The 25,981-nt window shown below is 62.4% G+C and carries 31 protein-coding genes and 1 pseudogene; 23 read left to right on the top strand and 9 right to left on the bottom strand.

The annotated features are described in order from the left end of the window. Nucleotides 1-52: 52 nt before the first annotated feature. The 5 genes from uvrB (at nucleotide 53) to NKH06_RS12875 (ending at nucleotide 6,126) form a co-directional block, all read left to right on the top strand. Nucleotides 53-3,223 (top strand): excinuclease ABC subunit UvrB, encoded by a 3,171-nt coding sequence (uvrB, locus tag NKH06_RS12895; protein ID WP_352893242.1) that lies wholly within the window; start codon nucleotides 53-55, stop codon nucleotides 3,221-3,223. 389 nt (nucleotides 3,224-3,612) lie between these two features. Then, a complete protein-coding gene (locus NKH06_RS12890; protein ID WP_352893240.1) occupies nucleotides 3,613-5,139 on the top strand; it encodes an ABC-F family ATP-binding cassette domain-containing protein in 1,527 nt (508 codons plus the stop codon). Nucleotides 5,140-5,217: 78 nt separating this feature from the next. Beyond that, complete coding sequence (locus NKH06_RS12885; RefSeq protein WP_352893238.1) at nucleotides 5,218-5,496, top strand: type II toxin-antitoxin system RelE/ParE family toxin; 279 nt, start codon at nucleotides 5,218-5,220, stop codon at nucleotides 5,494-5,496. 27 nt (nucleotides 5,497-5,523) lie between these two features. Beyond that, complete coding sequence (locus tag NKH06_RS12880; RefSeq protein WP_127268663.1) at nucleotides 5,524-5,832, top strand: HigA family addiction module antitoxin; 309 nt, start codon at nucleotides 5,524-5,526, stop codon at nucleotides 5,830-5,832. A 135-nt stretch (nucleotides 5,833-5,967) separates the two neighbouring features. Next, nucleotides 5,968-6,126, top strand: coding sequence for a hypothetical protein (locus NKH06_RS12875; protein WP_352553483.1), 159 nt, complete (start codon nucleotides 5,968-5,970; stop codon nucleotides 6,124-6,126). Nucleotides 6,127-6,149: 23 nt separating this feature from the next. On the opposite strand, the gene NKH06_RS12870 is transcribed toward NKH06_RS12875, so the two are convergent. Next, nucleotides 6,150-6,764: a glutathione S-transferase family protein gene (locus NKH06_RS12870; protein WP_352893235.1), complete on the bottom strand. Its 615-nt coding sequence runs from the start codon at nucleotides 6,762-6,764 to the stop codon at nucleotides 6,150-6,152. A gap of 238 nt (nucleotides 6,765-7,002) precedes the next feature. On the opposite strand from NKH06_RS12870, the gene NKH06_RS12865 reads away from it, so the two are divergent. Further along, a complete protein-coding gene (locus tag NKH06_RS12865; RefSeq protein ID WP_023809793.1) occupies nucleotides 7,003-7,431 on the top strand; it encodes a VOC family protein in 429 nt (142 codons plus the stop codon). 75 nt (nucleotides 7,432-7,506) lie between these two features. Further along, nucleotides 7,507-7,861 (top strand): annotated as a pseudogene (locus NKH06_RS12860) (DUF1428 domain-containing protein). A 144-nt stretch (nucleotides 7,862-8,005) separates the two neighbouring features. Here NKH06_RS12860 and NKH06_RS12855 read toward each other — a convergent pair. Continuing rightward, a complete protein-coding gene (locus NKH06_RS12855; protein ID WP_245273128.1) occupies nucleotides 8,006-9,628 on the bottom strand; it encodes a tetratricopeptide repeat-containing sulfotransferase family protein in 1,623 nt (540 codons plus the stop codon). A 94-nt stretch (nucleotides 9,629-9,722) separates the two neighbouring features. On the opposite strand from NKH06_RS12855, the gene NKH06_RS12850 reads away from it, so the two are divergent. From NKH06_RS12850 to NKH06_RS12820, 7 genes are all read left to right on the top strand, one after another. Beyond that, nucleotides 9,723-10,133 (top strand): hypothetical protein, encoded by a 411-nt coding sequence (locus NKH06_RS12850; RefSeq protein WP_352893233.1) that lies wholly within the window; start codon nucleotides 9,723-9,725, stop codon nucleotides 10,131-10,133. A gap of 219 nt (nucleotides 10,134-10,352) precedes the next feature. Beyond that, a complete protein-coding gene (locus tag NKH06_RS12845; RefSeq protein ID WP_352679666.1) occupies nucleotides 10,353-10,559 on the top strand; it encodes a cold-shock protein in 207 nt (68 codons plus the stop codon). Between the two features lie 143 nt (nucleotides 10,560-10,702). Then, nucleotides 10,703-10,972 carry a hypothetical protein gene (locus tag NKH06_RS12840; protein ID WP_023809798.1) on the top strand — a complete coding sequence of 90 codons (270 nt, stop codon included), beginning with the start codon at nucleotides 10,703-10,705 and terminating at the stop codon, nucleotides 10,970-10,972. Next, complete coding sequence (locus NKH06_RS12835) at nucleotides 10,969-11,250, top strand: hypothetical protein (RefSeq protein ID WP_127294951.1); 282 nt, start codon at nucleotides 10,969-10,971, stop codon at nucleotides 11,248-11,250. Before NKH06_RS12840 ends, NKH06_RS12835 begins: the two co-directional genes overlap by 4 nt. A 39-nt stretch (nucleotides 11,251-11,289) precedes the next feature. After that, complete coding sequence (locus NKH06_RS12830; RefSeq protein ID WP_164482279.1) at nucleotides 11,290-11,427, top strand: hypothetical protein; 138 nt, start codon at nucleotides 11,290-11,292, stop codon at nucleotides 11,425-11,427. 98 nt (nucleotides 11,428-11,525) lie between these two features. Continuing rightward, entirely contained in the window at nucleotides 11,526-11,744 is a 219-nt protein-coding gene (locus NKH06_RS12825) for a hypothetical protein (protein ID WP_352679663.1), read from the top strand. A 149-nt stretch (nucleotides 11,745-11,893) separates the two neighbouring features. Then, nucleotides 11,894-13,447: an EAL domain-containing protein gene (locus NKH06_RS12820; RefSeq protein ID WP_352893230.1), complete on the top strand. Its 1,554-nt coding sequence runs from the start codon at nucleotides 11,894-11,896 to the stop codon at nucleotides 13,445-13,447. Nucleotides 13,448-13,478: 31 nt separating this feature from the next. Here NKH06_RS12820 and NKH06_RS12815 read toward each other — a convergent pair whose 3' ends face one another. After that, the gene (locus NKH06_RS12815) at nucleotides 13,479-13,895 is read right to left on the bottom strand and encodes a Kazal-type serine protease inhibitor domain-containing protein (RefSeq protein ID WP_031212712.1); all 417 of its coding nucleotides are present in this window, start codon (nucleotides 13,893-13,895) and stop codon (nucleotides 13,479-13,481) included. A gap of 494 nt (nucleotides 13,896-14,389) precedes the next feature. Here NKH06_RS12815 and NKH06_RS12810 point away from each other — a divergent pair, with 494 nt between their 5' ends. From NKH06_RS12810 to NKH06_RS12800, 3 genes are all read left to right on the top strand, one after another. Then, a complete protein-coding gene (locus NKH06_RS12810; protein WP_006202520.1) occupies nucleotides 14,390-14,602 on the top strand; it encodes a cold-shock protein in 213 nt (70 codons plus the stop codon). A gap of 320 nt (nucleotides 14,603-14,922) precedes the next feature. Beyond that, on the top strand, nucleotides 14,923-15,135 hold the full coding sequence (locus tag NKH06_RS12805) for a cold-shock protein (protein WP_013530020.1): 213 nt from the start codon (nucleotides 14,923-14,925) through the stop codon (nucleotides 15,133-15,135). Between the two features lie 183 nt (nucleotides 15,136-15,318). Continuing rightward, nucleotides 15,319-15,747, top strand: a complete 429-nt coding sequence (locus NKH06_RS12800; RefSeq protein ID WP_023809802.1) for a BA14K family protein — start codon at nucleotides 15,319-15,321, stop codon at nucleotides 15,745-15,747. Between the two features lie 127 nt (nucleotides 15,748-15,874). Here the strand turns inward: NKH06_RS12800 and NKH06_RS12795 are convergent, their stop codons facing one another. The 3 genes from NKH06_RS12795 to NKH06_RS12785 all read right to left on the bottom strand — a co-directional run bounded on the left by NKH06_RS12795 (nucleotide 15,875) and on the right by NKH06_RS12785 (nucleotide 18,007). Next, nucleotides 15,875-16,513 carry an MBL fold metallo-hydrolase gene (locus NKH06_RS12795; RefSeq protein WP_352440472.1) on the bottom strand — a complete coding sequence of 213 codons (639 nt, stop codon included), beginning with the start codon at nucleotides 16,511-16,513 and terminating at the stop codon, nucleotides 15,875-15,877. A 137-nt stretch (nucleotides 16,514-16,650) separates the two neighbouring features. Beyond that, entirely contained in the window at nucleotides 16,651-16,968 is a 318-nt protein-coding gene (locus NKH06_RS12790) for a hypothetical protein (protein WP_023809804.1), read from the bottom strand. Nucleotides 16,969-17,113: 145 nt separating this feature from the next. After that, entirely contained in the window at nucleotides 17,114-18,007 is an 894-nt protein-coding gene (locus NKH06_RS12785; protein ID WP_352796052.1) for a branched-chain amino acid aminotransferase, read from the bottom strand. Between the two features lie 246 nt (nucleotides 18,008-18,253). Between NKH06_RS12785 and NKH06_RS12780 the strand changes: the two genes are divergently transcribed. The 4 genes from NKH06_RS12780 (at nucleotide 18,254) to NKH06_RS12765 (ending at nucleotide 22,202) form a co-directional block, all read left to right on the top strand. Then, nucleotides 18,254-18,787 (top strand): MarR family winged helix-turn-helix transcriptional regulator, encoded by a 534-nt coding sequence (locus tag NKH06_RS12780; RefSeq protein WP_027039379.1) that lies wholly within the window; start codon nucleotides 18,254-18,256, stop codon nucleotides 18,785-18,787. Then, on the top strand, nucleotides 18,774-19,493 hold the full coding sequence (locus NKH06_RS12775; protein WP_013530014.1) for a response regulator: 720 nt from the start codon (nucleotides 18,774-18,776) through the stop codon (nucleotides 19,491-19,493). Before NKH06_RS12780 ends, NKH06_RS12775 begins: the two co-directional genes overlap by 14 nt. Before the next feature lie 49 nt (nucleotides 19,494-19,542). Beyond that, entirely contained in the window at nucleotides 19,543-20,958 is a 1,416-nt protein-coding gene (locus NKH06_RS12770) for an ATP-binding protein (protein WP_127416366.1), read from the top strand. A gap of 221 nt (nucleotides 20,959-21,179) precedes the next feature. Then, nucleotides 21,180-22,202 carry a glycosyltransferase family 4 protein gene (locus NKH06_RS12765; protein WP_128303772.1) on the top strand — a complete coding sequence of 341 codons (1,023 nt, stop codon included), beginning with the start codon at nucleotides 21,180-21,182 and terminating at the stop codon, nucleotides 22,200-22,202. A 78-nt stretch (nucleotides 22,203-22,280) separates the two neighbouring features. Here the strand turns inward: NKH06_RS12765 and NKH06_RS12760 are convergent, their stop codons facing one another. From NKH06_RS12760 to NKH06_RS12750, 3 genes are all read right to left on the bottom strand, one after another. Continuing rightward, a complete protein-coding gene (locus NKH06_RS12760; RefSeq protein ID WP_023809809.1) occupies nucleotides 22,281-22,640 on the bottom strand; it encodes a tRNA-binding protein in 360 nt (119 codons plus the stop codon). A 26-nt stretch (nucleotides 22,641-22,666) separates the two neighbouring features. Next, the gene (locus NKH06_RS12755; RefSeq protein ID WP_013893499.1) at nucleotides 22,667-23,167 is read right to left on the bottom strand and encodes a type III secretion system chaperone family protein; all 501 of its coding nucleotides are present in this window, start codon (nucleotides 23,165-23,167) and stop codon (nucleotides 22,667-22,669) included. Nucleotides 23,168-23,511: 344 nt separating this feature from the next. After that, nucleotides 23,512-23,814 carry an accessory factor UbiK family protein gene (locus tag NKH06_RS12750; RefSeq protein WP_023809810.1) on the bottom strand — a complete coding sequence of 101 codons (303 nt, stop codon included), beginning with the start codon at nucleotides 23,812-23,814 and terminating at the stop codon, nucleotides 23,512-23,514. A gap of 166 nt (nucleotides 23,815-23,980) precedes the next feature. Between NKH06_RS12750 and lgt the strand changes: the two genes are divergently transcribed. Together lgt and NKH06_RS12740 are read left to right on the top strand one after the other, a co-directional pair. Continuing rightward, a complete protein-coding gene (gene lgt / locus NKH06_RS12745) occupies nucleotides 23,981-24,835 on the top strand; it encodes a prolipoprotein diacylglyceryl transferase (RefSeq protein WP_023809811.1) in 855 nt (284 codons plus the stop codon). Next, nucleotides 24,832-25,920, top strand: a complete 1,089-nt coding sequence (locus tag NKH06_RS12740; protein WP_128303768.1) for a class I SAM-dependent methyltransferase — start codon at nucleotides 24,832-24,834, stop codon at nucleotides 25,918-25,920. The genes lgt and NKH06_RS12740 overlap by 4 nt, the downstream gene beginning before the upstream one ends. Nucleotides 25,921-25,981 lie beyond the last annotated feature (61 nt).

Here is a 25,981-nt window from a genome sequence, read left to right as displayed (position 1 = left end):
CTCTCCCCACCGCGCTCTTTCCATTTTGGCCAGGAAATCCCATATTCGGGACATGGCCAAATCCCCCGATAAGAAAACGCCGCCGACGGCGAACGACGACCGCGCCGCGCCGAAGCGGCGCAGCCCGCTGACCGATTTCCTCGACGCCTCCGAGCCGCTGCACAAAGGCGGTTTCGCCGAGATGCCGCAGCCGGAGCTCTCTGGCACGCCGCTGACCGGTTCGATCGCGGATTGGGCCGAGCAGATCGAGCAGGAAGCCGAAAACGAAGGACGTCTTGTCGGCAAGGGCGACGGCGGCAAATCGCCGAAGCCGTCGAAGAAGATACCCGAGCGCTCAAGCTCGCCGGGACGCAGTTCGCGCGGCACCTCGATGGGTGGCGCGGCGTCAGCCAGGGAGCGCACGGCAGCCGGCCTCAACCCGGTCGCCGGTCTCGACATCTCGCTGGAAGACGCCGAGACGATGGCCTCGGGCAGCGTCACCGCTACCGTCGCCGCGCTGTCGGCGCTGATCGAATCCGGCAATCCGCTGCACAAGGACGGCGTGCTGTGGACGCCGCACCGCCCTGCCCGCCCCGAAAAATCCGAAGGCGGCATTGCCATCAAGATGGTTTCGGATTTTGAGCCGGCCGGCGATCAGCCGACCGCGATCAAGGATCTGGTCGAAGGCGTCGACAACAACGACCGGACCCAAGTGCTGCTCGGCGTCACCGGCTCCGGAAAAACCTTCACCATGGCCAAGGTGATCGAGGAGACGCAGCGCCCTGCCTTGATCCTGGCGCCGAACAAGACGCTGGCGGCGCAGCTCTATTCCGAGTTCAAGAAATTCTTCCCGGAAAACGCCGTCGAGTATTTCGTCTCCTACTACGACTACTACCAGCCGGAAGCCTACGTCCCGCGCACCGACACCTTCATCGAGAAGGAATCCTCGATCAACGAGCAGATCGACCGCATGCGCCATTCGGCGACGCGTTCGCTGCTCGAGCGTGACGACGTCATCATCGTCGCCTCGGTGTCCTGCATCTACGGTATCGGCTCGGTCGAGACCTATACGGCGATGACCTTCCAGATGCAGATCGGCGATCGGCTCGACCAGCGCGCGCTGCTCGCCGATCTCGTCGCCCAGCAGTACAAACGGCAGGACATCAATTTCGTTCGCGGCTCGTTCCGCGTGCGCGGCGACACGATCGAGATCTTCCCGGCCCACTTGGAGGATCGCGCCTGGCGCATTTCAATGTTCGGCGACGAGATCGAGCAGATCACCGAATTCGACCCGCTGACCGGCCAGAAGACCGGCGAGCTGAAAAGCGTCAAGATCTACGCCAATTCGCACTATGTGACGCCGCGCCCGACGCTGAACCAGGCGATCAAGTCGATCAAGGAAGAGCTCAAGCACCGGCTGGTCGAACTCGAGCGCGCAGGCCGCCTGCTCGAGGCGCAGCGGCTGGAACAGCGCTGCCGCTTCGACCTCGAGATGCTGGAAGCCACCGGTTCCTGCGCCGGCATCGAGAACTATTCGCGCTATCTCACCGGCCGCCAGCCGGGTGATCCGCCGCCGACGCTGTTCGAGTACATTCCCGACAACGCGCTGGTCTTCATCGATGAAAGCCATGTCACCGTGCCGCAGATCGGCGGCATGTATCGCGGCGACTTTCGCCGCAAGGCGACACTGGCCGAATACGGCTTCCGTCTGCCGTCCTGCATGGACAACCGGCCGCTGCGCTTCGAGGAATGGGATGCCATGCGTCCGCTTTCGGTCGCCGTCTCGGCGACCCCTGGCGGCTGGGAAATGGAGCAGGCCGGCGGCGTCTTCGCCGAACAGGTCATCCGCCCGACCGGCCTGATCGATCCGCCGGTCGAGGTTCGCCCGGCCAAGACCCAGGTCGACGATGTCGTCGGCGAAATCCGCGACACCACCAAGGCCGGCTATCGCACGCTGGTCACGGTGCTGACCAAGCGCATGGCCGAGGATTTGACCGAATATCTACATGAGCAAGGCATCCGCGTCCGCTACATGCACTCCGACATCGACACGCTGGAGCGCATCGAGATCCTGCGCGATCTGCGCCTCGGCGCCTTCGACGTGCTGGTCGGCATCAACCTGCTGCGCGAAGGCCTCGACATTCCTGAATGCGGCTTCGTCGCCATTCTCGACGCCGACAAGGAAGGGTTTCTGCGCTCGGAAACCTCGCTGATCCAGACCATCGGCCGCGCCGCCAGAAACGTCGACGGCAAGGTCATCCTCTATGCCGACCAGGTGACCGGCTCGATGGAACGGGCGATGGCCGAAACCAACCGCCGCCGCGAAAAGCAGGTGGAATGGAACGAGGCCAACGGCATCACGCCGGAATCGGTCAAGTCGCGCATCTCCGACATTCTGGATTCGGTCTACGAGAAGGACCACGTCCGCGCCGACATTTCGCAGTTCACCGACAATGCCGGCGCCATGATGGGCAACAACCTCAAGGCCCATCTCGACGCGATGGAAAAGCAGATGCGCGATGCCGCGGCCAATCTCGACTTCGAGAAGGCGGCTCGTATCCGCGACGAGATCAAGCGTCTGCGAGAGATGGAACTGTCCATCTCCGAAGACCCACTGGCCAAATACGCCGATATGGAAAGCCCGGCCTCAGGTCGCGAAAAGGGCAAGCACAACAAGGGCGTGGCCAAACATCGGACAGCAGAGGAACAGGAGCGTTTCCGCAAGCTCGACGCGGCACAGGCCGCAGAGGAAGCCGCCAGGGCCGCCCGGCCCAACCTCTTCCGCAAACCAGCGCTCGACGAAATGGGCGCCGATGGCGCCGTACCGATAAAGAAGCCGCTGTTTGCCAAGCCTTCGATCGACGATATGGGCCCTGGCACCGACATGACGACACCGGCCGGCGCCGTGTCGCGCTCGCTGTTCAAGAAACAGTCGGCCGAAGAGGCACATGGCTCCGACTTCGGCATTCCCGGCGAGCCGGTCAAGCCGCTGTTCAAGAAGAACTCGCTTGATGAGATGACCGTGCGGCGGACCGAAAAGCCGGTAGAAGGAAAGATGCCGGCCAAGCCGCAGCCGATCTCCCCCCCTGTGGGGGAGATGTCCGGCAGGACAGAGGGGGGCGCGAAGGAACACGACGGCAAACCAATCGTTCGCCAGCGCGCCGGCATCGGCTCGTATGAAGACGCGGGAGATGCCCGCCGCGAAAAGCGCAGGCCCGGCAAGACCGGACGGCCAGGGAAGTAGTTCATTCAAATGCCGGCAGGACAGCGCCCCCCTCTGTCCTGCCGGACATCTCCCCCACGAGTGGGGAGATTGGCAGCTTCAGCGCTTCGCTCCCTCCTGGACCGCCCACTTGCCACCAGCCTCGCCTTTGGTGTAATCGCTCCGCACACTCGAACGTCTTGAAAGGAGGGCTCACGTGTTTACGTTTCATCGTCACCATCGTCAGCGTGGCCCGATTTCTGCCCTGCGAGCTTGCTTGCAGGGCTGACCAGGGACGGTCCGGGTTTTTCCCGCTTCGATTTTTTGGTCTGCCCTTCGTGGTGTTGCAACGCCGAGCCTGATGGCCAGCCTGCGCACCGTCAAAGTGCATTGAACCGGACTTTTCCTCCGGCAAGACCAGAGAAATCAAAATGGCCCTGATCAGCCTCAAATCCCTCGGCGTCACCATGAGTGCGCCGCTGTTTGCCAATCTCGACCTCACCATCGGCTCCGGCGACCGGCTCGGCATTGTCGCCGCCAATGGCCGCGGCAAGTCGACCTTGCTGAAATGCCTGACCGGCGAGATGGAGCCGACCTCCGGTGACATCACCCGCACGCGCGGCCTGCGCGTCGGTCATGTCGAGCAATCCGTCGCCCCTGCCCTTCTCAGCCGTACGTTCCACCAGGTGGTGGCCGACGCCTTGCCGGCCGAGCAGGCCGAAAGCGAGCTGTGGCGCGTCGATGTGGTTCTGGATTCGCTCGATGTGCCGGAGCCGATGCGCGAGCGGCAAATGCAGGCGCTGAGCGGCGGCTGGCAGCGGCTGGCGCTGATCGCCCGCGTCTGGGTCACCGATCCGGATGTGCTGCTGCTCGACGAGCCGACCAACCATCTCGACCTTGCCCGCATCAGCCAGCTCGAAACCTGGCTGAACACGCTGCCGCGCGAGGTGCCGGTCGTCATTGCCAGCCACGACCGCGCCTTTCTCGACGCCGCCACCAACCGGACGCTGTTCCTGCGCCCGGAACAGTCGCCGGTGTTTGCCCTGCCCTACTCCCGCGCCAGGCTGGCGCTCGACGAGGTCGATGCTTCGACGGAGCGCAAGTTCCAGCGCGACATGAAGGTGGCGCAGCAATTGCGCCGACAGGCGGCCAAGCTCAACAACATCGGCATCAATTCGGGCAGCGATCTGCTGACGGTCAAGACCAAGCAACTCAACCAGCGGGCCGAAAAACTGGAGGAAGCGGCGAACCCGGCGCATCGCGAGAAGTCGGCGGGTGCCATCAAACTGGCCAATCGCGGTACCCACGCCAAAGTGTTGATCACGCTCGACGACGCGGCTGTCGAAACACCCGATGGCACGCTGCTGTTTCGGACCGGCAAGCGCCACATCTGCCAGGGCGACCGCATCGTGCTGCTCGGCCGCAACGGCGTCGGCAAGTCGCGCTTCGTCACCCTGATCCGCAATGCCATTGTCGAACCGGACACGGTGCGGAATGTGAAGGTGACGCCGTCGACGGTGCTCGGCTACAGCGATCAGGCGTTGTCGGGCATCAGCGGCGACGACACGCCGCTGGCGATGGTCTCGCGCCGCTACGATGTCGGCGAGCAGCGCGCACGGTCCTTGCTGGCCGGCGCCGGCGTGGTCATCGAGATGCAGGAGAAAAAGATCGGCGTGCTGTCCGGCGGCCAGAAGGCGCGGCTGATGATGCTGGCGCTGAGGCTCGCCGATCCCAACTTCTATCTGCTCGACGAGCCGACCAACCATCTCGACATTGACGGCCAGGAAGCACTGGAAGCGGAACTGCTGGCACATCAGGCCAGCTGCGTGCTCGCCTCGCACGACCGCTCCTTCATCCGCGCCATCGGCAACCGCTTCTGGCTGATCGAGAAGCGGAAGCTCACCGAAGTCGAAGACCCGGAGGATTTCTTCCGCTCGGTGGTTGAAACGGCAGGATGAGGCCAACGGAGTCGACTGGCATGTAAATTATTTGCTTACAGACCTTGTTTTTTGTAAGCAATCTGTTTACATATACCGATGGTCAAGTCCTTCAAGAACAAGGCGCTGTCGGACCTCTTTCAAACTGGAAAGACCGGCAAGATCGACGCCAAGATGCACAAGCGCATTCTTGTCCGGCTTGACCGCCTGGAAGCTTCGGAGAAGCCGGAGGAAATGAACCTTCCCGGCTTCGATTTCCACCCGCTGAAAGGCTTCGATCCAATCCGCTACACGGTCCACGTCAACGGTCCGTGGTGCATCACATTCGAGTTCGACGGCAAGGACGCCGCCCGCGTCGATTTCGAGCAATATCACTGAGGCGGCCAGACTGGAGAAGTTCGACTTATGACCGTGCACGAGCCGACGCGTCCTATTGAGCGTTGTCCCTCCCACCCGGGAGCGCTGCTTGAGGACATTATCCCGGCAACTGGAAAGACCAAGGTGGAAATTGCAAATCTGCTCGGGATCTCCCGGCAGCAGCTCTATGACATCATCCGCGAAAAGAAGCCGGTTTCGCCGGCTGTGGCCGCTCGCCTTGGCAAGCTGTTCGGCGACGGCGCCGCGATTTGGCTTCGAATGCAAGCGGCTTTCGATGCTTGGCACGCAGAGCGTGAAGTTGATGTTTCAGCGATCCCTACGCTCAGGGTTGCGTAGGTCCGCACGGCAGCATTCGGACAGACCATCAGACGCCGCGATAAAAAATCTCGACGGTCTGTCGGATAGCCTCAGCCCGTCGCGTCCTTGGGATGCCGACACGATGATGCCGGCGCCAACCCAGGGAGAATTATCATGTCGGTTCTTTCATCCATCGGTCGCGTCGCAACCCGATATGCGGCAGCGCGCGCTCGTCACCGCAGCGAGCGCATCCTGCTTTCACTGCCAGCCTCGCTGCGCAAGGATATCGGCTTTCCGGACGTCTTCGACGCGCAAAACAACCGTCGCTATTGACGCCGAATGTCACGAGGTGCTGGTCAGTCATGCGTATCGCCTGAAAGCGGCGTCGCCTGCATCGATACGCGCTTCTCGAAAGCGTCGAACCAGCGCGTCAGCCGCGCCCGTGAGCGAAAAGGCGGAAGGTGGCGGAACGCCATCCAGGACAGCGTGGTGGCCAAGGCGATGTGGCCGACATGGAGCGGTGCCTCGTCGTCCAGCGTGCTTTCGATCCAGTCGTAGCTCGCCTCGATCTTTTCCCGGTATCCGTCGGCGAGAGCGCTATAACGCAGCTGTTCGGGTCTTCTTTCCGTCTCCCAGCGCAAGGCTATACCCGTCTGAGCCAGGCCTTGGGCAACCGACTGCAGCCGCAACGCCTGCCAGCGCGCCTCGCCGCCATGCGGCAGCAGCTTGCGGCCGTCATGCAGTGTGTCGAGATAGGCGCAGATGACATCGGAATCGAACATCGGCGACGCGTCGGGCCGCAATAGCACCGGCACTTTGCCGAGCGGATTTTCGGCGTAGACGCGAGCATTGCGCAAGGTCGGACTGGTCTCGTGATGAATGACCTCGAGCCGATCGGCAATGCCGACCTCATGAGCGAAGACGAGCGCCTTGCGCGCGAAGGGCGAGTGAGTCTGATAATAGAGGATCATTGTCGTCCCGGGGTTGAAGAGGCGTTCGCGTGATCCATCTGTTCTAGCCCGCGAGCAGCGAGAATTGCGCTCTGATTGGGGGCGGTCGACGCAAGTTCGTTTCACGTCTCTCGTTCAGCTGCCGGCTGCCTGGCCAGTCCAGGGCCGGTCGGCCAAAAAAAATCTCCCGGCCATGTAGGATCGCCGCCGCCTCATCCGTCCTTTGGCTCGCAAGGCCAAACGCAAAGAGGAACAACAAATGACTGACCAGACCCCCGTTCAGCCCGCGGCCAAAGTGCTCGGCGGATTGACCCCCTATCTGCAGTTGGATGGCGCCTTCAAGGCTGCCGAATTCTACAAGAAGGCCTTCGGCGCGGAGCAGGTCTTTGCCTATCCGGCGGACGAAAAAGGCCGCACCATGCACATTCACCTCTACATCAACGGCTCGACGCTCATGCTCTCCGATTTCTATCCGGAAAACGGAATGCCCGCCGTCAAGCCGCAGGGTTACACAATGCAGCTTCACCTCGGCAGCGACGATATCGAAGCCTGGTGGAAGCGCGCCGTCGATGCCGGCTGCGAAGTCGCCGTGCCGCTCCAGGTCATGTTCTGGGGTGATCAATGGGGCAATATGCGCGACCCGTTCGGCGTCGAATGGGCGATGAACGCGCCGGTGAAGAAAGCCTGATCTGCCGCCGATGGCCCGAGCCCCTCACCGGCCAGCGCCGGTGAGGCCCCGTGAACTTCCAGGAGGAGATCCAAAATGTCCTATGTCGATGGTTTCGTACTTGCCGTATCCAAGGCAAAACTCGATGACTACAAGAAGCTGGCCAACCTCGCAGGGCCTTATCTGGAGGGAACATGGCGCGCTCGCCTATGTCGAATGCATCGGCGACGACGTGCCCTATGGCGAGGTCACGTCCTTCCCGCGTGCCGTGCAGGCCAAGGACGACGAGATCGTCGTCTTCGCCTGGGCCGTCTATGAGTCGCGGGAGAGCCGCGATGCCGTCATGGCCAAGGTGATGGCCGACCCGCGCTTGAAGGCCGATTGGGCGGACATGCCGTTCGACGGCAAGCGCATGATCTTCGGTGGCTTCAAGCCATTCATTGAGCTTTGAGCAGCCGGTAGCGATTAGAAGAAGCCTCAGCTTCGTCATCCTAGGGCGAAGCAGGAGCGAAGCTCCGTCGCGAAGCCCCTAGGATGACGACGCGGGTGCTTAGGCCAATCTCTAAGGCCACGCGATCAGCTAGATAGCGTTGCACTAATCCAGCTTGTCCAGCAACGGCTTGAGCCGGTCTCCATAGCGCTTCCACAGATCGACCGACCCCTGATACATCGGCTGGCGCACCTGTGCGGCTGAAGCCGTGCGAACCGGTCGGTCGGTTTCGTGGAACGATAGTGCCGCATCGTCCCAAGGCAGGCCGAGATGAGCGATCAATGCCCGCGTCTGTCCGTCCTGGTCGGCGACAAAATCCTCGTAGCGTACATCATGCACGACGCCCGGCAGCACCGTGTGCCAATGCTTCATGATGTCGGTGTAGAGATTGTGGAAGTCGGCGAGCTCGCCGAGATCGTAGCCATAGCGATGGCTGTCGCCGCGGAAATGCACCTTGTAGATCGACAGGCAGGTGGCCGCTGCATCGCGCGCGCAGTGGATGATCCTGGCCTTCGGCATCATCATGTGGATGAAGCCGACAAGCAGGAAGTTGCCTGGCATTTTGTCGGTGACGTGACGCATGTTCGTATAGCGGGCATGCAGCATGTCGAGATAGGCTTGGCCTGCCTCGGCAAAATCCGCATCGCCGGTATCCGATACGCCCCATGGGAAGCCACCCGGCATGGTCGCCGGGAACTGCCTGCCGACCGCCTTCTTCAAGATGCTGAGCTCGCCTGCGCCATAGACCTGCGGATGGCTGGCAATGATCTGCTCGACCAGCGTCGTGCCCGAACGCGGCATGCCGACGACGAAGATCGGCGTGTCGTCGCTGATTGAGCTGGGCCTGTGCTTCTCGAAGAAGCCGGCATCGAAGGTGGCCTTCATCGCCTCGAACTCGGCCCGCGTCCTGGCCTGATCGTAGTCGATGCCTTTGCGGCGGATCGCATTGCCTTCGGCGAAATAGTCGAAGGCCCGGCCATAATCCCTGAGATCGTCATTCGCCTTGCCGAGTCCGAAAGACAGCTGCATGCGTGCCAGGCTGTCCTGCGGCGCCTTGGCATGCTGGGCCTCCATGCCCCCAAGCTCGCTGTCGCGCTCCTTCTGGCGCTTGACCTGCGTCAGCATCAGCCAGGCTGTGGCCATGGCGGGATTGATCGCCAACGCCTGCCGGAACAGGTCGGCCGCCTCGTCAAGCTTGCCCTTTTCCATCAACCCGACGCCGAGCCCGTGCAGCAGGTCGGCATCCTTGGGCCGGATCGTCAGCGCTTCGCGGAAGACGGCGAGCGCCTCATCCAGCCGCCCGGCTTCCTGCAGGGTTTCGGCAAGCCCGATGCGGGCGCGCACATGAAATGGGTTGCGTGCAACCGTGCCGCGATAAATCTCTTCGGCCTCTTCGAACTGGCCGACCTGCTTCAGCGATGAGCCTAGATTGTCGCGCGCCGCGAGCTGGTCCGGCCGCAGATCCACCGCCCCGCGGAAGAAATCGATGGCCGCAGCAGGGCGGCCGAGGTCGCGCATCACCGTCCCGAAATTGTTGAGGAAATCGGGATTCGTCGGCTGCAGGCTCACCGACCGTTCGATGAGATCCAGCCCTTCTTCGCTGCGCCCGGTCTGGTGCAGCAGCAGTCCCAGGAAATGCGCGGCGGCGGCGTGCTTGGGCTGACGCGCCAGCACCTGCCGGTAGATCGTCTCAGCCTCTTGCCGGCGCCCGGCCTGATGCAGTTGCAACGCCTGCTGCACATACTGGTCGAGGCCCAGCGGCGGCTGTCCGCCTGCGCCAGACCTGGCTCCCGCACCCGCCGCTCGTCTTTGATCTCTGTTGATGGGAAACCTGCCGTGTTTTGTCCGCCTGTGGCGATCTAAGCCATCGGCGCCGCAGGTTCAAGGCTTCGCCTGCTGTCTCGTCCTTTCGTCGGTGCGGAAAGATCAAATCAGGCGATTGGTCTCGGCAACCTGCCTGGCACGCCGGACCGTTCCATCGGTGTCGGCGATCCTTCGCTTTGCCGCCTCGTCACTTCTGACAGTCAGCCGCGGCGACAGGACAACCATCGGCTTTGCCATTACCGGCTTTGCGACCGGCGTGATCGTTACGGGGGTGCCTATTGGCGTCTTTACGGACATCACGAGGTCTCCTTCTTCAATTCACAAGAAAAATGAAAATACCGGGAGAATTATTCCCGCTAATCTTCAAACAGTTTTTGAATTGTATGAATTTGTATCATCATTTTTCTGATAGTTACAGCGCGCAATTTTTTGAATGAAACCCAATTTTATTTTAAAACGCCTTGATTAAATTACAAAAAAGGCTTATCTGTACAGGATCGCTTTGGGCCAGAATTGGCATCTCGCGGCGTCAGAGGTTCTCGACCCGCCAATCTCATTCCAAATCATCGATACCGGGCGCGCGGCATATTCGCTCCGCGCGACCAATCTCATTCTTCGAAAGACCGACATGAACACCGGAACCGTGAAGTTCTACAATGGCCAGAAGGGCTTCGGCTTCATTCAGCCGACCGAGGGCGGCAAGGACGTCTTTGTCCATGTCAGCGCACTGGAGCGCGCCGGCTTCCCCGGCCTCGCCGAAGGCCAGAAGCTGCAGTTCGAGTTGGAGCGTGACACCAAGGGCCGCGAGTCGGCCGCCAATTTGCAATTGATCTGATCCGGCCGAATTCGATGAACGCTGACCACGGATGTACTGGCAGCTCTCGAAAGCGGCTTATTTCCAGCGACTGCCGGAAATAGGAAAGCGGGGCTCGTCCCCGCTTTTTTGTTTTCAGGACCGCTGCTTTGCATAGGTAAACAATGCCGGACCGCACCACCCACTCCATCGCGCACTTCACCGCACCTTTCGTGCTCGGCGGACTGGAAGGGCAGCTGCCGGCCGGCGACTACGACATCGACCACGACGAAGAGCTGATCGAGGGCATGTCGCGGCTTGCCTGGCGCCGCGTCGCCACTTTCATCCATCTGCCGGCAAGGGCAGCGAAAAACCCGCCCACCAGCCAGCTTGTCGCCATCGATTACCTCGAACTCGAAACAGCGCTGAAGCGCGACAGGGAGAATGCAGCATGATCCGTTTCCAGCAGAATGCGCGCCCGCGCACCGACACGCCCGCGCACCAGTTTTCGATCGGTCAGACCGTGCGCATGAAGAGCCGCACCGGCCTCGTTCAGAAGACCGCCGAACTGTTCCAGATCAAGAGCAGGCTGCCGGTCAAGGATGGTTCGCCGCAATACCGCATCCGCAGCGAGCAGGAGACCTATGAGCGGGTCACCACCGAAGACAATCTCGAACCGGCAGATCCGGTTGTTGCCGACAACCCCGTTGTTGCCAGCAACCCGCTCATCTGAGACCCCACCGCCAAGCCAACACTGAAGCAGGAGCACGACATGTCCAAAGGTCAACAGCGAAGCAACCGCGAGACACGCAAGCCGAAGAAGGACAAGGTCGTGGCAAAGCCCGCCTCCCCGTTCGGCTCCTCGGTCAAGCAGGCGGAGAGCAGCTTGAAGCCGAAGTCGAAAGGCTGACAAACTGGAGGGCGCCTCGTGCGTCCTCTCCGTCGTCCCTCTGTGAGGGGACGAATTGACTGAACAGGCCCGCGCAATGCTCTGCCCCGGAGGCGCGCTTGAATTTCATCATCGAGTTCTACCGGTCGCGCGACGCCGACGAAGCCACTCTCGACAAGGTATCGCTGGAGGCGCCGAATCTGCGCGCCGCGCTGCAGGGCGCCACCGCGCTGTTCCACACGCTGGCCATGCCGCAAATCCCCGATCGCCTGCGCATCTGCGACGACAATGGCTGCGAGCTTTACGCCGGCCCGGCCGACGGCGCCTATCCGGTTTAGAGCGGCGGTGCTGCCCCACGACTCCATTAAAGTTCACGTAAGATCGAGGCCCTAAGATCCGCCTGAACCGGGCCGCTGCCACGATTGGTGGCCGAGACGTTGCGGGCGACCACCCACGATCGCCGCTCATACCCGGAGGCAGGAGGCGCATGGACAGGTCGCGCATCATCGTGACGGCGGTGGTGTTGGCCATGCTGGGCGCCATCGTGCCAATCGCGGCTATGTTTCATCTCGCTTGGATTCAGGCCGTCCAAAAGGAACATGAGCGGCTGCAGCTGTTCGCCAGCCGCGCCATCGCCAGGGCCGACATCTCGCTCGACGATGCCACCGCCGCTTTGCGGCAGATCGACCAGTTCACCGGCATCCGCTGTTCGGCGGACCATATAGCCCGTATGCGGCAACTCACCATCAACACGCGCCCGATCGAAGAAATGGGCTATTTCGAAAACGGCCTGCTCAAATGCTCTTCCTGGGGACCGACCGAAGGGCGCGTTGCGCAATCCACCCCGGACTTCACCACCAGGGACGGCATTGCCGTCACCGCCCGCATGCAGCCGGTGATGAGCGAGGGCCATTCGCTGATGGCGCTGCAATACAGGGACCACAATGTCCTTGTCGATCCGGTACGCTTTGTCGACATCATCGTCGATCCCGGTGTCCAGCTCGCCTTGACGACGCAAACGGGCATCCTGCTTGGCGCGCTGAACGGCCCTGATCCCGCCCGCGTCGAGAAGATCATCGCCGGCCCCAGCAAAGGCATCGATGACGATCTCCTGTTTGCCACCGCGCGCGAGACGGGCTGGATCGCTGTCGCCACCGAACCGACAAGCCAGATCCTGGGCAGCGTTCGCCAGCAGCAATTTCTGCTGCTCCCGCTCGGCGCCTTCATGGCCGCCTTCATCATCGGCATGGTTGTGTGGCTGTCGCGAAGGCGGCTTTCACCCTTGGGAGAATTGCAGATCGCCGTACGCAAGCGCGAATTCATCGTCCACTATCAGCCGATCGTCGAACTCAGGACCGGCAAATGCATCGGGGCGGAAGCGCTGGTGCGTTGGAAGCGGTCGAACGGTTCCCTCGTCCGGCCCGATCTCTTCATTCCGCTGGCGGAAGAGAGCGGCCTGATCACAGCGATCACCGATCAGGTCATTGCGATGGTTGTGTTCGACCTGAACAGGCTCCTGGCCGCCGATCGCTCTCTTCACATCGCCATCAATCTCAGCGCAACCGATGTCGGCACCGCGCGGGTCCTGCCTATCATCGAAAAGGCGTTGCAGCACACCGGGATCCGGCCCCAGCAAATCTGGCTCGAGGCGACGGAGCGAGGTTTCGTCGATATCAACTCGGCCCGCTCGACGCTCGTTCGCGCCCGCGAACTTGGCCACGCAGTGGCAATCGACGACTTCGGCACCGGCTATTCCAGCCTGTCCTATCTCGAGGGGCTGCCGCTCGATGCGCTCAAGATCGACAAATCGTTCATCGATACGATCAGCACGAATTCCGCCACCAGTTCCGTCACCCCGCATATCATCGACATGGCCAAGACACTAAAGCTGAAGATCGTTGCCGAGGGCGTGGAAACGCAGGCGCAAGCCGACTATCTCGCGGCGCGCGACGTCGACTACGCCCAGGGCTGGCTTTTCGCCAAACCCATGCCCGCGTCCGAGTTCATCGCCTACTGTCGCGAGGTGAAGCCGACGGCTTGACGCCTGTCGTCCTCAACAAGGCGCAGCGTCCTCAGCACGGCCCGTCGCCAACGACGCGATAGTCCGCGGCGCGGGCTTCGCAGGAATTGGGGAAGGTGCGCATCTCGCCATGACGGCGGCCGCAGACCGGAGCATATTCGCGGGTGCAGAACGTCTGCTCTTCACCGCCACCGCCACCGCCACCGCCGCCGTCGCGGCACGGGCCGTCGCGCACGATGCGGTAGCCGGCCCGGTCGGCAAGACAGGCATTGGCGAAGGTCTGGCGGTCGCCGCCGCGGCGGGCACAGACCGGCTCGTACTGCTTGCTGCAATATTGCGGTTCGGGCCGTGGCGGACGCGGGCGCGGCCCTGGTCCCTCATCGACGACGACGGTGCAGGCGGCAAGAATTGCCGACAGCAACAGGATGGCAAAACCCTGCCGCGAAAAGATTGCCGCCAGAAATTTCATGATGATCTCCCACGATCGCGTCCCCGGTTATCGATCCTCGCCATTCCCTTGCCAAATGCAACCCCCCGTTTGGGCCCCGCAACGACGACGGCGCCTGGCCCGCAAGGGGGGGTAGCGCGCCGCCGATGTCTGGCCCATTCGTGGGCTGGCTCTGGCCGATGACCCGACCGGCAAGCAAGCCTATGCCGAGCCCATCGATGCCCAAGTCAGTCGATCCTTGCGTCGGGATGCGCCCAGTGTGGCGGCCCGCGGCGGTATCTTGCAACCATCACGTTTCCGTGCGATAAATTCCGTGTTCGGGCATTTGCGACCCGGAGAGCGGAACGTTTTGGACGACCTTTCCCCGATACTGTGAATCTCTGACGGCCCCGTTTTCGGCGGGGGGTTTGACCATGCGCCAATGCATGACTGCCGAAGCAACCACCGGGAACTGCCCTTTGCGCCAGGCGGCGGGCGGGACCACCAAAGACTGAACGGGTGAAGGAGTTTCCCCAATGGCCCAGACCGGCACCGTTAAATTCTTCAACGCGACCAAAGGCTTCGGTTTCATCACGCCCGATGGTGGCGCCAAGGATGTGTTCGTCCATATCTCCGCGATCGAAGCCTCCGGCTTGCGCACGCTCGTCGACGGCCAGAAGGTCACCTTCGACGTCGAGCCGGACCGCATGGGCAAGGGCCCCAAGGCCGTCAACCTCCGCGCAGCCTGAGCCATCGGCGCGCCGCATGTCACTCGGACGTGCGACGGAGGCTCCATGCCTGCACCTGGCCTGGAGAGGGATCTGAATTTTGAAAGGCGCGGCGATCTTCGTCGCGCCTTTTCCTTATCGAAGGCGCGGGCCGGTGATGTCGCCCAAGCCGCCAGGTTCTGGGCAACGACTTGCATAAAAACAAAGACCCAAAGCGCGCCGCAACGTGCTTTAGACGCCCGCAAAACTTTCCCTTGCCGATGACGCTAAAATAAAGGACAAATTTCCACTCGGGCATTTGCCGGCCCGAGACTGGAGTTTATGGGACAAAGGAGCTTCCCATGCCGCAGACCGGCACCGTCAAATTCTTCAACCATGCCAAGGGCTTCGGCTTCATCACGCCCGATGATGGAGCGAAGGATGTTTTCGTCCATATTTCAGCCGTGCAGGCGTCCGGTCTTCCCGGTCTCGAGGATGGCCAGAAAGTGTCGTTCGACACCGAGCCGGACAAGCGCGGCAAGGGTCCCAAGGCCGTCAACCTGTCGGTCGGCTGAGCCGGCTTCAAACCGGCGATCCCAGGCAGATCGCTCCCTTGAGAGCCTATGATTTTTGACGTCTGTTTTGAATAGACACGTAAAAATCCGTTCAGCCCCCGTTCAGCCACGGTCGCATATTAGTCTTCGGTAAAGCCGGACCGCATCCCCGAAACTACACGGGCCGGCACGAAGGAGATCGACATGAACCGAATTTTCAAAACCGCCGTCCTGGCCGCTGCCGTGGTCGCTACCACGCTCACGGCCTTGCCCGCCGCCAATGCGCGCGACTGGCGCCGTCATCATGGCCATCATGGCAACGGCGATGCCATTGCCGCCGGCGTGCTCGGCCTCGCGGCCGGCGCGCTGATCGGTGGTGCATTGGCCAATGACCGGCCGCCGCCCGGCGCTGACCGCTACTACGATGACGGTTACGATCGTGACGTGGTGATACGCCCGGCCCCGGTGCGCCGCTACTATGCGGAGCCGCGGGTGGTCTACGCCGATCGTTATGCCGAGCCATGGACGCGTGACTGGTACGAATACTGCTCGGACCGCTACCGCAGCTTCAATTCCCGTACCGGGACGTTCACCGGCAATGACGGCGAACAGCATTTCTGCACTGCCAATTAAACCAAGGGCTTCCCTGCCCCCAAAACAGAAAAGCGCTGACCGCAAGGCCAGCGCTTTTTTGTTGTGGTCCCTACAATGTCAACGGTCGCTTGAGGCTGATGAAAACAGCTACGGTTCCGAGCCTGGTTCAAGTCAAAAAAGGGTTGATCCGCCTCTCCTCGCCAAAACGTCCGCCGGGACCGTGGCCACAGATGAAGCCGATGTCGTCGCCGAGCGGCAGGAGCTTGTCCTTGATCGAAGCGATCAGCGCCGCGTGGTCGCCGCCCGGCAGGTCGGTGCGGCCGACCGAGCCGCGGAACAGCACGTCGCCGACATGGGCGAACTTGGCCGCGCGGTTGTAATAAACAACGTGACCTGGTGCATGGCCGGGGCAGTGCAGCACCTCGAACACATGGCCGCCGAACGACACGGTCTCGCCTTCGGCCAGGAACCGGTCGGGCACGCAGTTACGCGCTCCGGCGATGCCGTAGCGCTTGCCCTGGTTTTCCAGATTGTCGAGCAGCGACTTGTCGGCCTCATGCGGACCGATGATCTCGACGCCGAGCGCCTCCTTCAACTCCATTGCGCCGCCGGCATGGTCGATGTGGCCATGCGTTATCCAGATAGCCCCGGCTGAGATCGCATTGTCCTTCAGCACCGCCAGCACCTTGTCGATATCGCCGCCAGGATCGACGACGACGCCATGCTTGTCATCCATGTCGAACAGGATGGTGCAATTCTGCTGGAACGGTGTGACCGGCACGATGCCGGCATTGAGCTGACCCATGATCGTCCTTTCGATGTTCACGGGTGATGTAGAGGCGCGGACAAAGGGCGTCCACCCTCGAAAGACGAACATCGGTAGCTCCGAAAACGGAAATGGGCGGCCGAAGCCGCCCATTTGAAAAGACCGAAACGGCCTGCCTACTTCTTCATGGCGCCCATGACCGCGCCGAGAATGGCGGTCAAGATCGCGCCGCCGCCGGCGCCGCCGACGATGTTCTGCAGGTTCAGCGCGCTGCCGAGACCGCTCGTTGCTGCTGCCGCAGCCGCCGGATCGACCGCACCGCCACCCAGCAGGCTGCCGAGGATCGCCGCACCGCCGACGCCGCCAATGGCTCCGCCCAGGATTTTGGGAAGCTGACCCATCGCCGCCGTCTTGAGCGCCGCACCGACCGCCTGACCACCGATGACGCCAGTAATCACCTGTATGATGATCGGAAGAAGCGTGTTCATGTCCATATGATTAGTCCCTCCATAGCTGTCAGCCTCCCGGGCCGACACCATCATGAGACGCCGAATTGGACGAAAGTCAAATGCAGAAACGCTGAAATAAAAGGGGCGGCCCGAAAACCGCCCCTACTTCCTAAAAAAGCTGTGACTTTCGTTATTCTGCGGCGATCGCGTGCTTGGGCTGAACGGCCGCAGAATAGTCATTCATAAGATTCTTGGCTATTTCGCCGACCTCGAATCGGTAAGGCCCGATCTCGGAAACCGGCGTCACTTCCGCTGCCGTCCCGGTCAGGAAGCACTGCTCGAAGCTTTCCAGCTCTTCCGGCAGGATGGCGCGTTCAATCACCTCCAAGGCGCGATCCTTGGCCAGCCCAATGACCGTGCGGCGGGTGATGCCGTCGAGGAAGCAGTCGGGCTTGGGTGTGTGAATCTTGCCCTCCTTGACGAAGAAGATGTTGGCTCCGGTCGCTTCGGCGACCTGGCCACGCCAGTCGAGCATCATGGCGTCGGCATAGCCCTTGGCCTCGGCGGCGTGCTTGGACATGGTGCAGATCATGTAGAGGCCGGCTGCCTTCGACTTGGAAGGCGCGGTGCGCGGGTCGGGCCGGCGCCATTCCGCCACATCGAGACGGATGCCTTTCAGCTTCTGCGCAGGATCGAAATAGCTCGGCCATTGCCAGATGGCGATGGCGCAGTTGATGCGGTTGTTCTGCGCCGAGACGCCCATCTGCTCACTGCCGCGCCAGGCAATCGGCCGGACATAGGCGTCCTGGAAACCCTGCTTCTTGAGAAGCGTGGAAGAGGCGTCGTTGAGCTCGGCCACCGAATAGGGGATATTGAAACCGAGCAGGCGTGCCGATTCATGCAGGCGCTCGGTGTGTTCGTTGAGCTTGAAGATCTCGCCGCCATAGGCGCGCTCTCCCTCGAAAACGGCGCTGGCGTAATGCAGCCCGTGCGTCAGCACATGGATCTTGGCGTCACCCCATTGGGCGAATTCGCCGTTCATCCAGATGAAGCCATCGAGTTGATCGAAGGGAACGGATGCCATGTTAACCTCCCACGGGCGGCAGCCCGGATAGTTGTATCGTTGTGTGTTTCGTGTCGGCCGCCCAAAGCGGCTTTTATGGTGGAGCGTAGGCGGATAATTGCGCTCTGGCAAACTTAGGAAATTCCGGAAAAACCGGCCTCCTTTGCCTTTTCGTTCGCAATCCGCCCAAAAGCTTGTCAAAAATTACCATTGCAGGGAAATTACGTCAATAGTACTGACATAATCTCTCTTTCCCACGGAGAAATAATGACGGATCGAAGCCCAGCCGCCGGAAAACCGATCAGGACCGCCATGTCGGTCGAGGACGGCATCGACTTCGCCATCATCGAGCTGCTCTTCTTCGCCTATCGTGACTTCACCTCCGATCCGGACCAGATCCTGGCCGACTACGGCTTCGGCCGGGCCCACCACCGGGTGCTGCATTTCGTCAACCGCAGGCCGGGCCTGACGGTCGCCGAACTGCTCGACGTGCTGAAGATCACCAAACAGAGCCTGGCCCGTGTGCTCAAGCAGTTGATTGACACCGACCATGTCGTGCAGTTGCAAGGTCCGCGCGACCGCCGCCAGCGCGAACTTTATCCGACGGCCAAGGGCCGTGCGCTGGCGCTGGCGCTGGCGCGGCCACAGTCGCGCCGCATCCATGCTGCATTGGGGGATTCCGGAGTAACCGAACGGACCTTGGTGGAACGGTTCCTCGAAGCGATGGTCAATCCGGAACTGAGGGCGCAGATCGACGTTGGGTCCGCAAAAATGTCAGGGAAAAGCCATGGAGAGCACTGAACGGGTCGATCATGCGGCCGCGCCGGACGACGACGCGCCGCATCTGCTTGTCGTCGACGACGACACCCGCATCCGCAATCTTCTCAAGCAGTATCTGACCGAAAACGGCTTTCGCGTCACCGTCGCCGGCAATGCCGGCGAAGCCAGGCGCAAGCTTGCCGGCCTCGACTTCGACCTTCTGGTGCTGGACGTCATGATGCCGGGTGAGACGGGCGTCGACCTGACCAAGTCGCTGCGGGCCGAAAAGAACGTACCGATCCTGATGCTGACGGCCCTGTCGGAGACCGACAGCCGCATCTCAGGGCTTGAGGCCGGCGCCGACGACTACCTGCCGAAGCCGTTCGATCCGCGCGAGCTGATCCTGCGCATCAACAACATCCTTCGCCGTGGTGGCCCGGCGACCACGCCCAAGGTCGAGCAGTTGGTCTTCGGCCCCTACACCTTCCAGATCGCCCGGCGCGAATTGAAGCGTGGCGGCGAGGCGCTGAAGCTGACCGACCGCGAACAGGAGATCCTGGCGATCTTCGCGGCAAGGGCCGGCGAGACGATACCCCGCCACGAGCTTGTCGGTGACGATTCGGAGGTCGGCGAGCGCACCATCGACGTCCAGATCAACCGGCTGCGCCGCAAGATCGAGCGCGATCCGTCCAACCCGGTCTGGCTGCAGACCGTGCGCGGTATTGGGTATCGGCTCAGCGTGGAATAGAATGCCGCCTGCGGCCTGCTGAGCGGCTGCGGGCAAGCGAAATGAGCGAATGGCAACCACGGAACTGGAACAGCCGGGCAATGGCGGCTTGAGCGCACGCGCCGCGCGGACGCTGAAGGCGGTGCCGCGCGCCTGGAACCGCTTCTGGCGCCTCGTCTCGCTCTATATGCCCAAGCGGCTCTATGCCCGCTCGCTGATCATCGTCATCGCGCCGATGATCCTGCTGCAATCGGTCGTCGCCTTCGTCTTCATGGAACGTCATTGGGCAACCGTGACGCAGCGCCTGTCGCAGGCCACCGTGCGCGACATTGCCGCCATCATCGACCTGATCGAGACCTATCCGCGCGATGCCGACTACACCAACATCATCCGCATCGCCCAGGACCGCATGCAGCTGAAGGTCGACCTCTTGCCGCCCGACCCACTGCCCGCGCCCGGTCCAAAGCCGTTTTTCTCGATTTTGGATGATGTTCTCTCGTCCGAGATCACCCGCCAGATCAACCGCCCGTTCTGGATCGACACGGTCGGCAACTCCAACATCGTCGAGGTGCGCGTGCAGCTCGAGGGCAAGGTGCTGCGCGTCTTCGTGCGCCGCAGCCAGGCCTATGCCTCCAACACCCACATCTTCCTGATCTGGATGGTCGGCACCTCGCTGGTGCTCCTGATGATCGCCATCCCCTTCCTGCGCAACCAGATCCGGCCGATCCTGATGCTCGCCGAAGCCGCCGAAAGCTTCGGCAAGGGCCGGCCGATGCCGCGCGACTTCCGGCCGCGCGGCGCCGAGGAGGTTCGCCGCGCCGGCTTTGCCTTCATGCAGATGCGCGAGCGCATCGAGCGCCAGATCGAGCAACGCACCGCCATGCTGACCGGCGTCAGCCATGACCTGCGAACCATCCTCACCCGCTTCAAGCTGCAGTTGGCGCTTTCCGGCGGCAAGGCCGAGACCAAGGCCGCGCTCGACCAGGACATCGACGACATGCAGTCGATGCTCGAAGGCTATCTCGCCTTTGCCCGTGGCGAGGCTTCGGAAGACGCCGGACGGTTCGATCTCGAGGCCTATTTCGAGAAGCTCGACGAGGAGGCCAGGCTGCGCAAGCGCAAGCTGTCAACGACGCTTGCCGGAGACCCCGACGTGCATGTGCGGCCGAACGCCTTTGCCCGGCTGATGTCCAACGTCATCGGCAACGCCTTCCGCTATGCCAAGACGGTGGAAGTCAACGCCACCCATGGCCGCGGCTCGCTGCTGGTCACCATCGACGACGATGGTCCGGGCATCCCCGCTGACCGGCGCGAAGACGTGTTCAAACCCTTCGTGCGGCTCGACGAGGCCCGCAACCTCGATGCCAGCGGCACCGGGCTCGGCCTGTCGATCGCCCGCGACATCGCCCGTTCCCATGGCGGCGACATCACCCTTGAAGACAGCCCGCTCGGCGGACTGCGCGCCATCATCAAGGTTCCCGCATAACGGGGCACGATTCCGAAAAGTGGAAACCGGCTTCATCGGCCCGTCATGAAACCATGATCAAGAGCGTGCATGAAGCGCGCGACCTCAATTGATTCGGCCTTGCCGCCTCACTTCGACCCCGTGCCCGTCCGGGTGCGCTGGAGCGAAGCGAGAGCAGCGGGCTGGTCGCCGTTCCGGCATCGTCTCAAGGCAACCGTCGACCTTTCCTGCAAAGGGCCGCCATGCGCATATTGATGGTCACCGATGCCTGGCGGCCGCAGGTTAACGGCGTTGTCCACACGCTGGAGCGGCTCACCGAGACGCTGAAATCCTTCGATGTCGCCGTGGATTTCCTGACGCCGAACATCTTTCGCACCCTGCCCTTGCCGACCTATCCCGACATCAGGCTGGCGCTGACCACGCCCGGCCATGTCGCGCGCCTGATCGACGCCGGCAGAGCCGACCACATCCACATCGTCACCGAAGGACCGCTCGGCATCATGGCGCGGCGCTATTGCCGCAATGCCGGCAGGCCGTTCACCACCAGCTATCACACGCGCTTCCCCGAATATCTCAGCGCACGGCTGCCGGTGCCGGAAAGCTGGGCCTATCGCTGGCTGCGCGATTTCCACAATTCCGGCCAAGGCACGCTGGTCGCCACCCAGTCGCTCGCAGACGACCTCTCAGCGCGCGGCTTCACCAAGCTGCGGCCGTGGACGCGCGGCGTCGACACCGACCATTTCCGGCCCGACAAGAAGAAGGATCTCGGCTTCCCCGGCCCTGTCTTCCTCTGCGTCGGCCGCGTCGCCATCGAAAAGAACCTCTCCGCCTTTCTCGACCTCGACCTGCCGGGCAGCAAGGTGATCGTCGGCGAAGGCCCCGAGCTTGCCAGGCTCAAGGCAAAATATCCGCAAGCGCATTTCCTTGGCCATCGCCCCAACGACGAACTGGCCGAGATCTATGCCTCGGCCGATGTCTTCGTCTTCCCGAGCCGCACCGACACGTTCGGCAACGTCATCATCGAGGCATTGGCCAGCGGCACGCCGGTTGCCGCCTATCCGGTGACCGGGCCGATCGACATCGTCGGCGACGGCTTCGGCGGCGCGGTCTCCAACGATCTGCGCGAGGCCTCGCTTGCCGCGCTCAATGTAGACCGTGCCGAAGCCCGCGAACGTGCCATGCGCTATAGCTGGAAAGCCTGTGCGGAGATGTTTCTCGATACGGTCGAGGAAGCACTGGGCACAACGCGCAAGCTGGCGGCCTGACTCAAGGCTGGCGGCATCGTACTGTTCGACATCAGCAGGACGGAGGGAGCGCGAAGGAACGACGGTCGTTCCTCTAGCCTAAAACAACCGCCCGCCATCCGGCACCTTGCGCTCAATCGCTCCGAGCACCACAGCGCCCTCTTCGTCGGGAAAGCCGAGCGTCAGCACTTCCGACATGAATGGACCGATCTGGCGCGGCGGGAAATTGACCACCGCGAACACCTGCCGGCCGATCAGCGTCTCCGGTGTATAATATTTGGTGATCTGCGCCGACGATTTCTTGATGCCGATGCCGGGGCCGAAATCGATCTTCAGCTTGAATGCGGGCTTGCGCGCCTCGGGAAACGGTTCGGCCTCGACGATCGTGCCGGCGCGGATGTCGACACGATCGAAATCGGCAAAACTGATCTCGGGCTTGCGCTCGCTGTTCGAACTCATCTTGGTCTTGTCTGCCTCACGGGGACTCAGGCGTTGCCGTAGGTCTCGAACAGCACGCCGGCCAGGGCGTCCTTGGCCGAGGTTCCCGACCAGACGACGAACTGGAACGCCTGGAAATAGCATTCGCAGGCTTCCAGCGCCGACGACAGCAACACTTCGACCTGCTGGCTCGACGGCTCGACCCCGCCGGCCAGCAGCAGCGACTGGCGGAACATAATCGCGCCCTCCTGCTCCCAGAGGTCGAAATGGCCAAACAGCATCTGCTCGTTGATCAACGACAAGAGCCGCATCACTTCCAGCGCGCGGGTCTCCGGCACCTTGATGTCGAAGGCACAGGCTAGGTGCAGCGCTTCGAAATCCTCCATCCACGAAAAGGAGACGTGATAGTCGGTCCAGCTTCCGGCAACCGAGATCGAAATCTCGTCGTCGCCTGCCCGCTCAAAGGACCAGTCGTTGTTGTGGGCCACCTGCTCGATAACATCCACCGGATGGATTTCGCGGGAGAATTCGAGTTCGAGAAGTTCCATGGAATGCTTCCTGTCGTTCTGTACGAGCGCCGCCACACGCTCCGCGGGAGGGCACACACAACGAACAATCTTGTCTAGAACTCGGACGGCCAGGACTTTCCTGCGCAAAAGACGACTTCTCGACGCAAAGACCCCAGACCGGACCCCACCGCCCGGTCGCATGACCCTGCTCCGAATCATGCAACAAATTCAGTCTATTGATCGGGAGTCGCGTGAACAGCCCAATTTTTCGCACTGCGTCATTCGCATGTGGAAAGCCGCTGTCACAAAGATTCATGCAATGCCGTTAAGCGATTCACGGCAAAGCGCTTTTCAGGATCGGGCTATGTGGAAAAGTTTAACGATTATTTTTTTGTGCGGGGCTTGGCCGCCGCCGCCGGTGCGGCGTCACCGGCCAGTTCCGCAAGCTTCGCCTCGAGCACCTCGATACGGGCGGCAAGGCGGGTGTTTTCTTCCCGGGCCTTGGCGGCCATCTCGCGCGCGGCCTCGAACTCTTCGCGCTGCACCACGTCCATGGTGTTGAGGATGCGTTCGGCCTGGCCTTTGAAGGCGGTCTCCACCTCCCGGCGCACGCCCTGGGCAGCGCCGGCGGCATCGGTCATCAGCTTGGCGAATTCATCGAGAATGCGGTTCGGTCCGGTCGACATGGCAAATCCTCGCTTGCTCGAAATGAGGTAATGGCGCCGCGCGTCGAATGCAAGCATGTTGCGCCGCGCTGCGGCATCAAGTCGAGGGCGCCCACCTTGCCTTGACCCTGCCAAAACCCTGCCGCATGGTCCGCGCGCAAACACGTTCGCAACCGAGAGTTCCCCGTTGAACGAATATTTCCTGCTGCCTCTGGCCTCCCTACCCTTCCCCAACATCAACCCGATCCTCATCCAGATCGGGCCGCTGGCGGTGCATTGGTATGGCCTCGGCTATATCGTCGGCATCCTGTTCGCCTGGTGGTATGCCAAGCGGCTCGCCTCTAATGCCAAGCTATGGCCGAACGGCGTCCTGCCGATGAAGCCGGAGGATCTCGACGACTTCATCGTCTGGGCGGCCATCGGCGTCGTGCTGGGCGGCCGCACCGGCTATGTGCTGTTCTATGATCTGCCACGCTACATCGCCCACCCGCTCGACATCTTGGCGGTCTGGCAAGGCGGTATGTCGTTCCATGGCGGCCTGCTTGGCGTCATCCTCGCCATGACGCTGTTTTCCATCAAGCGCGGCATCCGCATCTGGTCGCTGTTTGACGTCGTGGCGGCCGGCGTGCCGGTCGGCCTTGGCCTGGTGCGCGTCGCCAACTTCATCAACTCCGAGCTATGGGGGCGCCCGACCGACGTGCCCTGGGCTTTCGAATTCCCCAATGGCGGGCCGTTTGCCCGTCACCCGAGCCAGCTCTACGAGGCGCTTCTCGAAGGCGTGGTGCTGTTCCTCGTGCTGCGCATCCTCACCCATTCGCGCCTCAAGCTGAAGACGCCGCGCTTCGTCGGCGGCGCCTTCATCTGCGGCTACGGCCTGTCGCGCATTTTCGTCGAGTTCTTCCGCGAGCCCGACCAGCAGCTCGGCTACCTCCTCGGCACCAACTGGCTGACCATGGGCATGATCCTGTCGACGCCGATGGTGCTGGCCGGTATCTGGGCGATGCTGACCGCCAGGCCGGTGGCGCAGCCGCAGCCGGCATGACACGGCTGAAAACCCGCATCGTCGACCTGATCGAGGCATTGGGGCCACTTCCGATCAACGAATACATGGCGCTGTGCCTGTTCGACCCGGCGGACGGCTACTACACGACGCGCGAGCCTTTTGGTGCGGGCGGCGACTTCATCACCGCGCCGGAAATCAGCCAGATGTTCGGCGAACTGGTCGCCGTGTGGATGTACCAGGCGTGGCAGGCGAGCGGCCGGCCGCTGCCGGCCACCATCGCCGAGATCGGCCCCGGCCGCGGCACGCTGATGAAGGACATGTTGCGTACGCTGTCGCGGCTCGATCCTGATCTGGCCAGCGGCGCCACCTTCGCCATGATCGAGACCAGCCCGCGCCTGACCGAGGTGCAGAAGCAGACGCTTGGCGCCACACCCTTCGCGGTTGGCTGGCATGAAACCATCGAGACCTTGCCGCAGCAACCGCTGTTCATCGTCGGCAACGAACTGTTCGACGCCGTGCCCATCCGCCAGTTCGTCCGAGCCGGCACCGGCTGGCGCGAGCGCATGGTCGGCCTCGACGAGACCAACGACCTTTGCTTCTTCGCCGGCGCCGGTTCGGTCGACCCGACGCTGCTGCCCGCCGATGCCACTCAAGCGCCGCAAGGTGCGATTGCCGAAGTGGCGCCTGCCCGCACCGCGCTCATGGCAACGATCGCCGAGCGCATATCCAGGCATGGCGGCGTTGGCCTGTTTCTCGACTACGGCCATTTCCAGCCGGGTGTCGGGGACACGCTTCAGGCCTTGCGCAGCCACGATCACGAAGATGTGCTGGCCAATCCCGGTGAGGCCGACCTCACCTCCCATGTCGATTTCGCCGCCCTTGCCGCGATCGTGCGTGCACATGGCCTCGAAGCCCATCTGACGACACAGGGCGACTTCCTCCTCGGCATGGGTATCCTCGAGCGCGCCGGCCGGCTTGGCGCCGATGCCGGCCAGGCGGCGCGCGAAAGGATCGCCGGGGACGTCGAGCGCCTCGCAGGGCCGCAAGCCATGGGCGAGCTGTTCAAGGTGCTTGCGGTGCTACCCCGCGGCGTGGAGGTTCGGCCTTTCGCCGGGGCGGATTGACTTTTTACCGCCACCCCTCCCAATCTCCCGTCCGCGCTTTGCAGCGCCTGTTCTCGACCAA

The organism is Mesorhizobium sp. M1342, from assembly GCF_040317955.1.
Taxonomy (GTDB): Bacteria; Pseudomonadota; Alphaproteobacteria; order Rhizobiales; family Rhizobiaceae; genus Mesorhizobium.
This window is presented reverse-complemented; position numbering and strand designations above follow the sequence as displayed.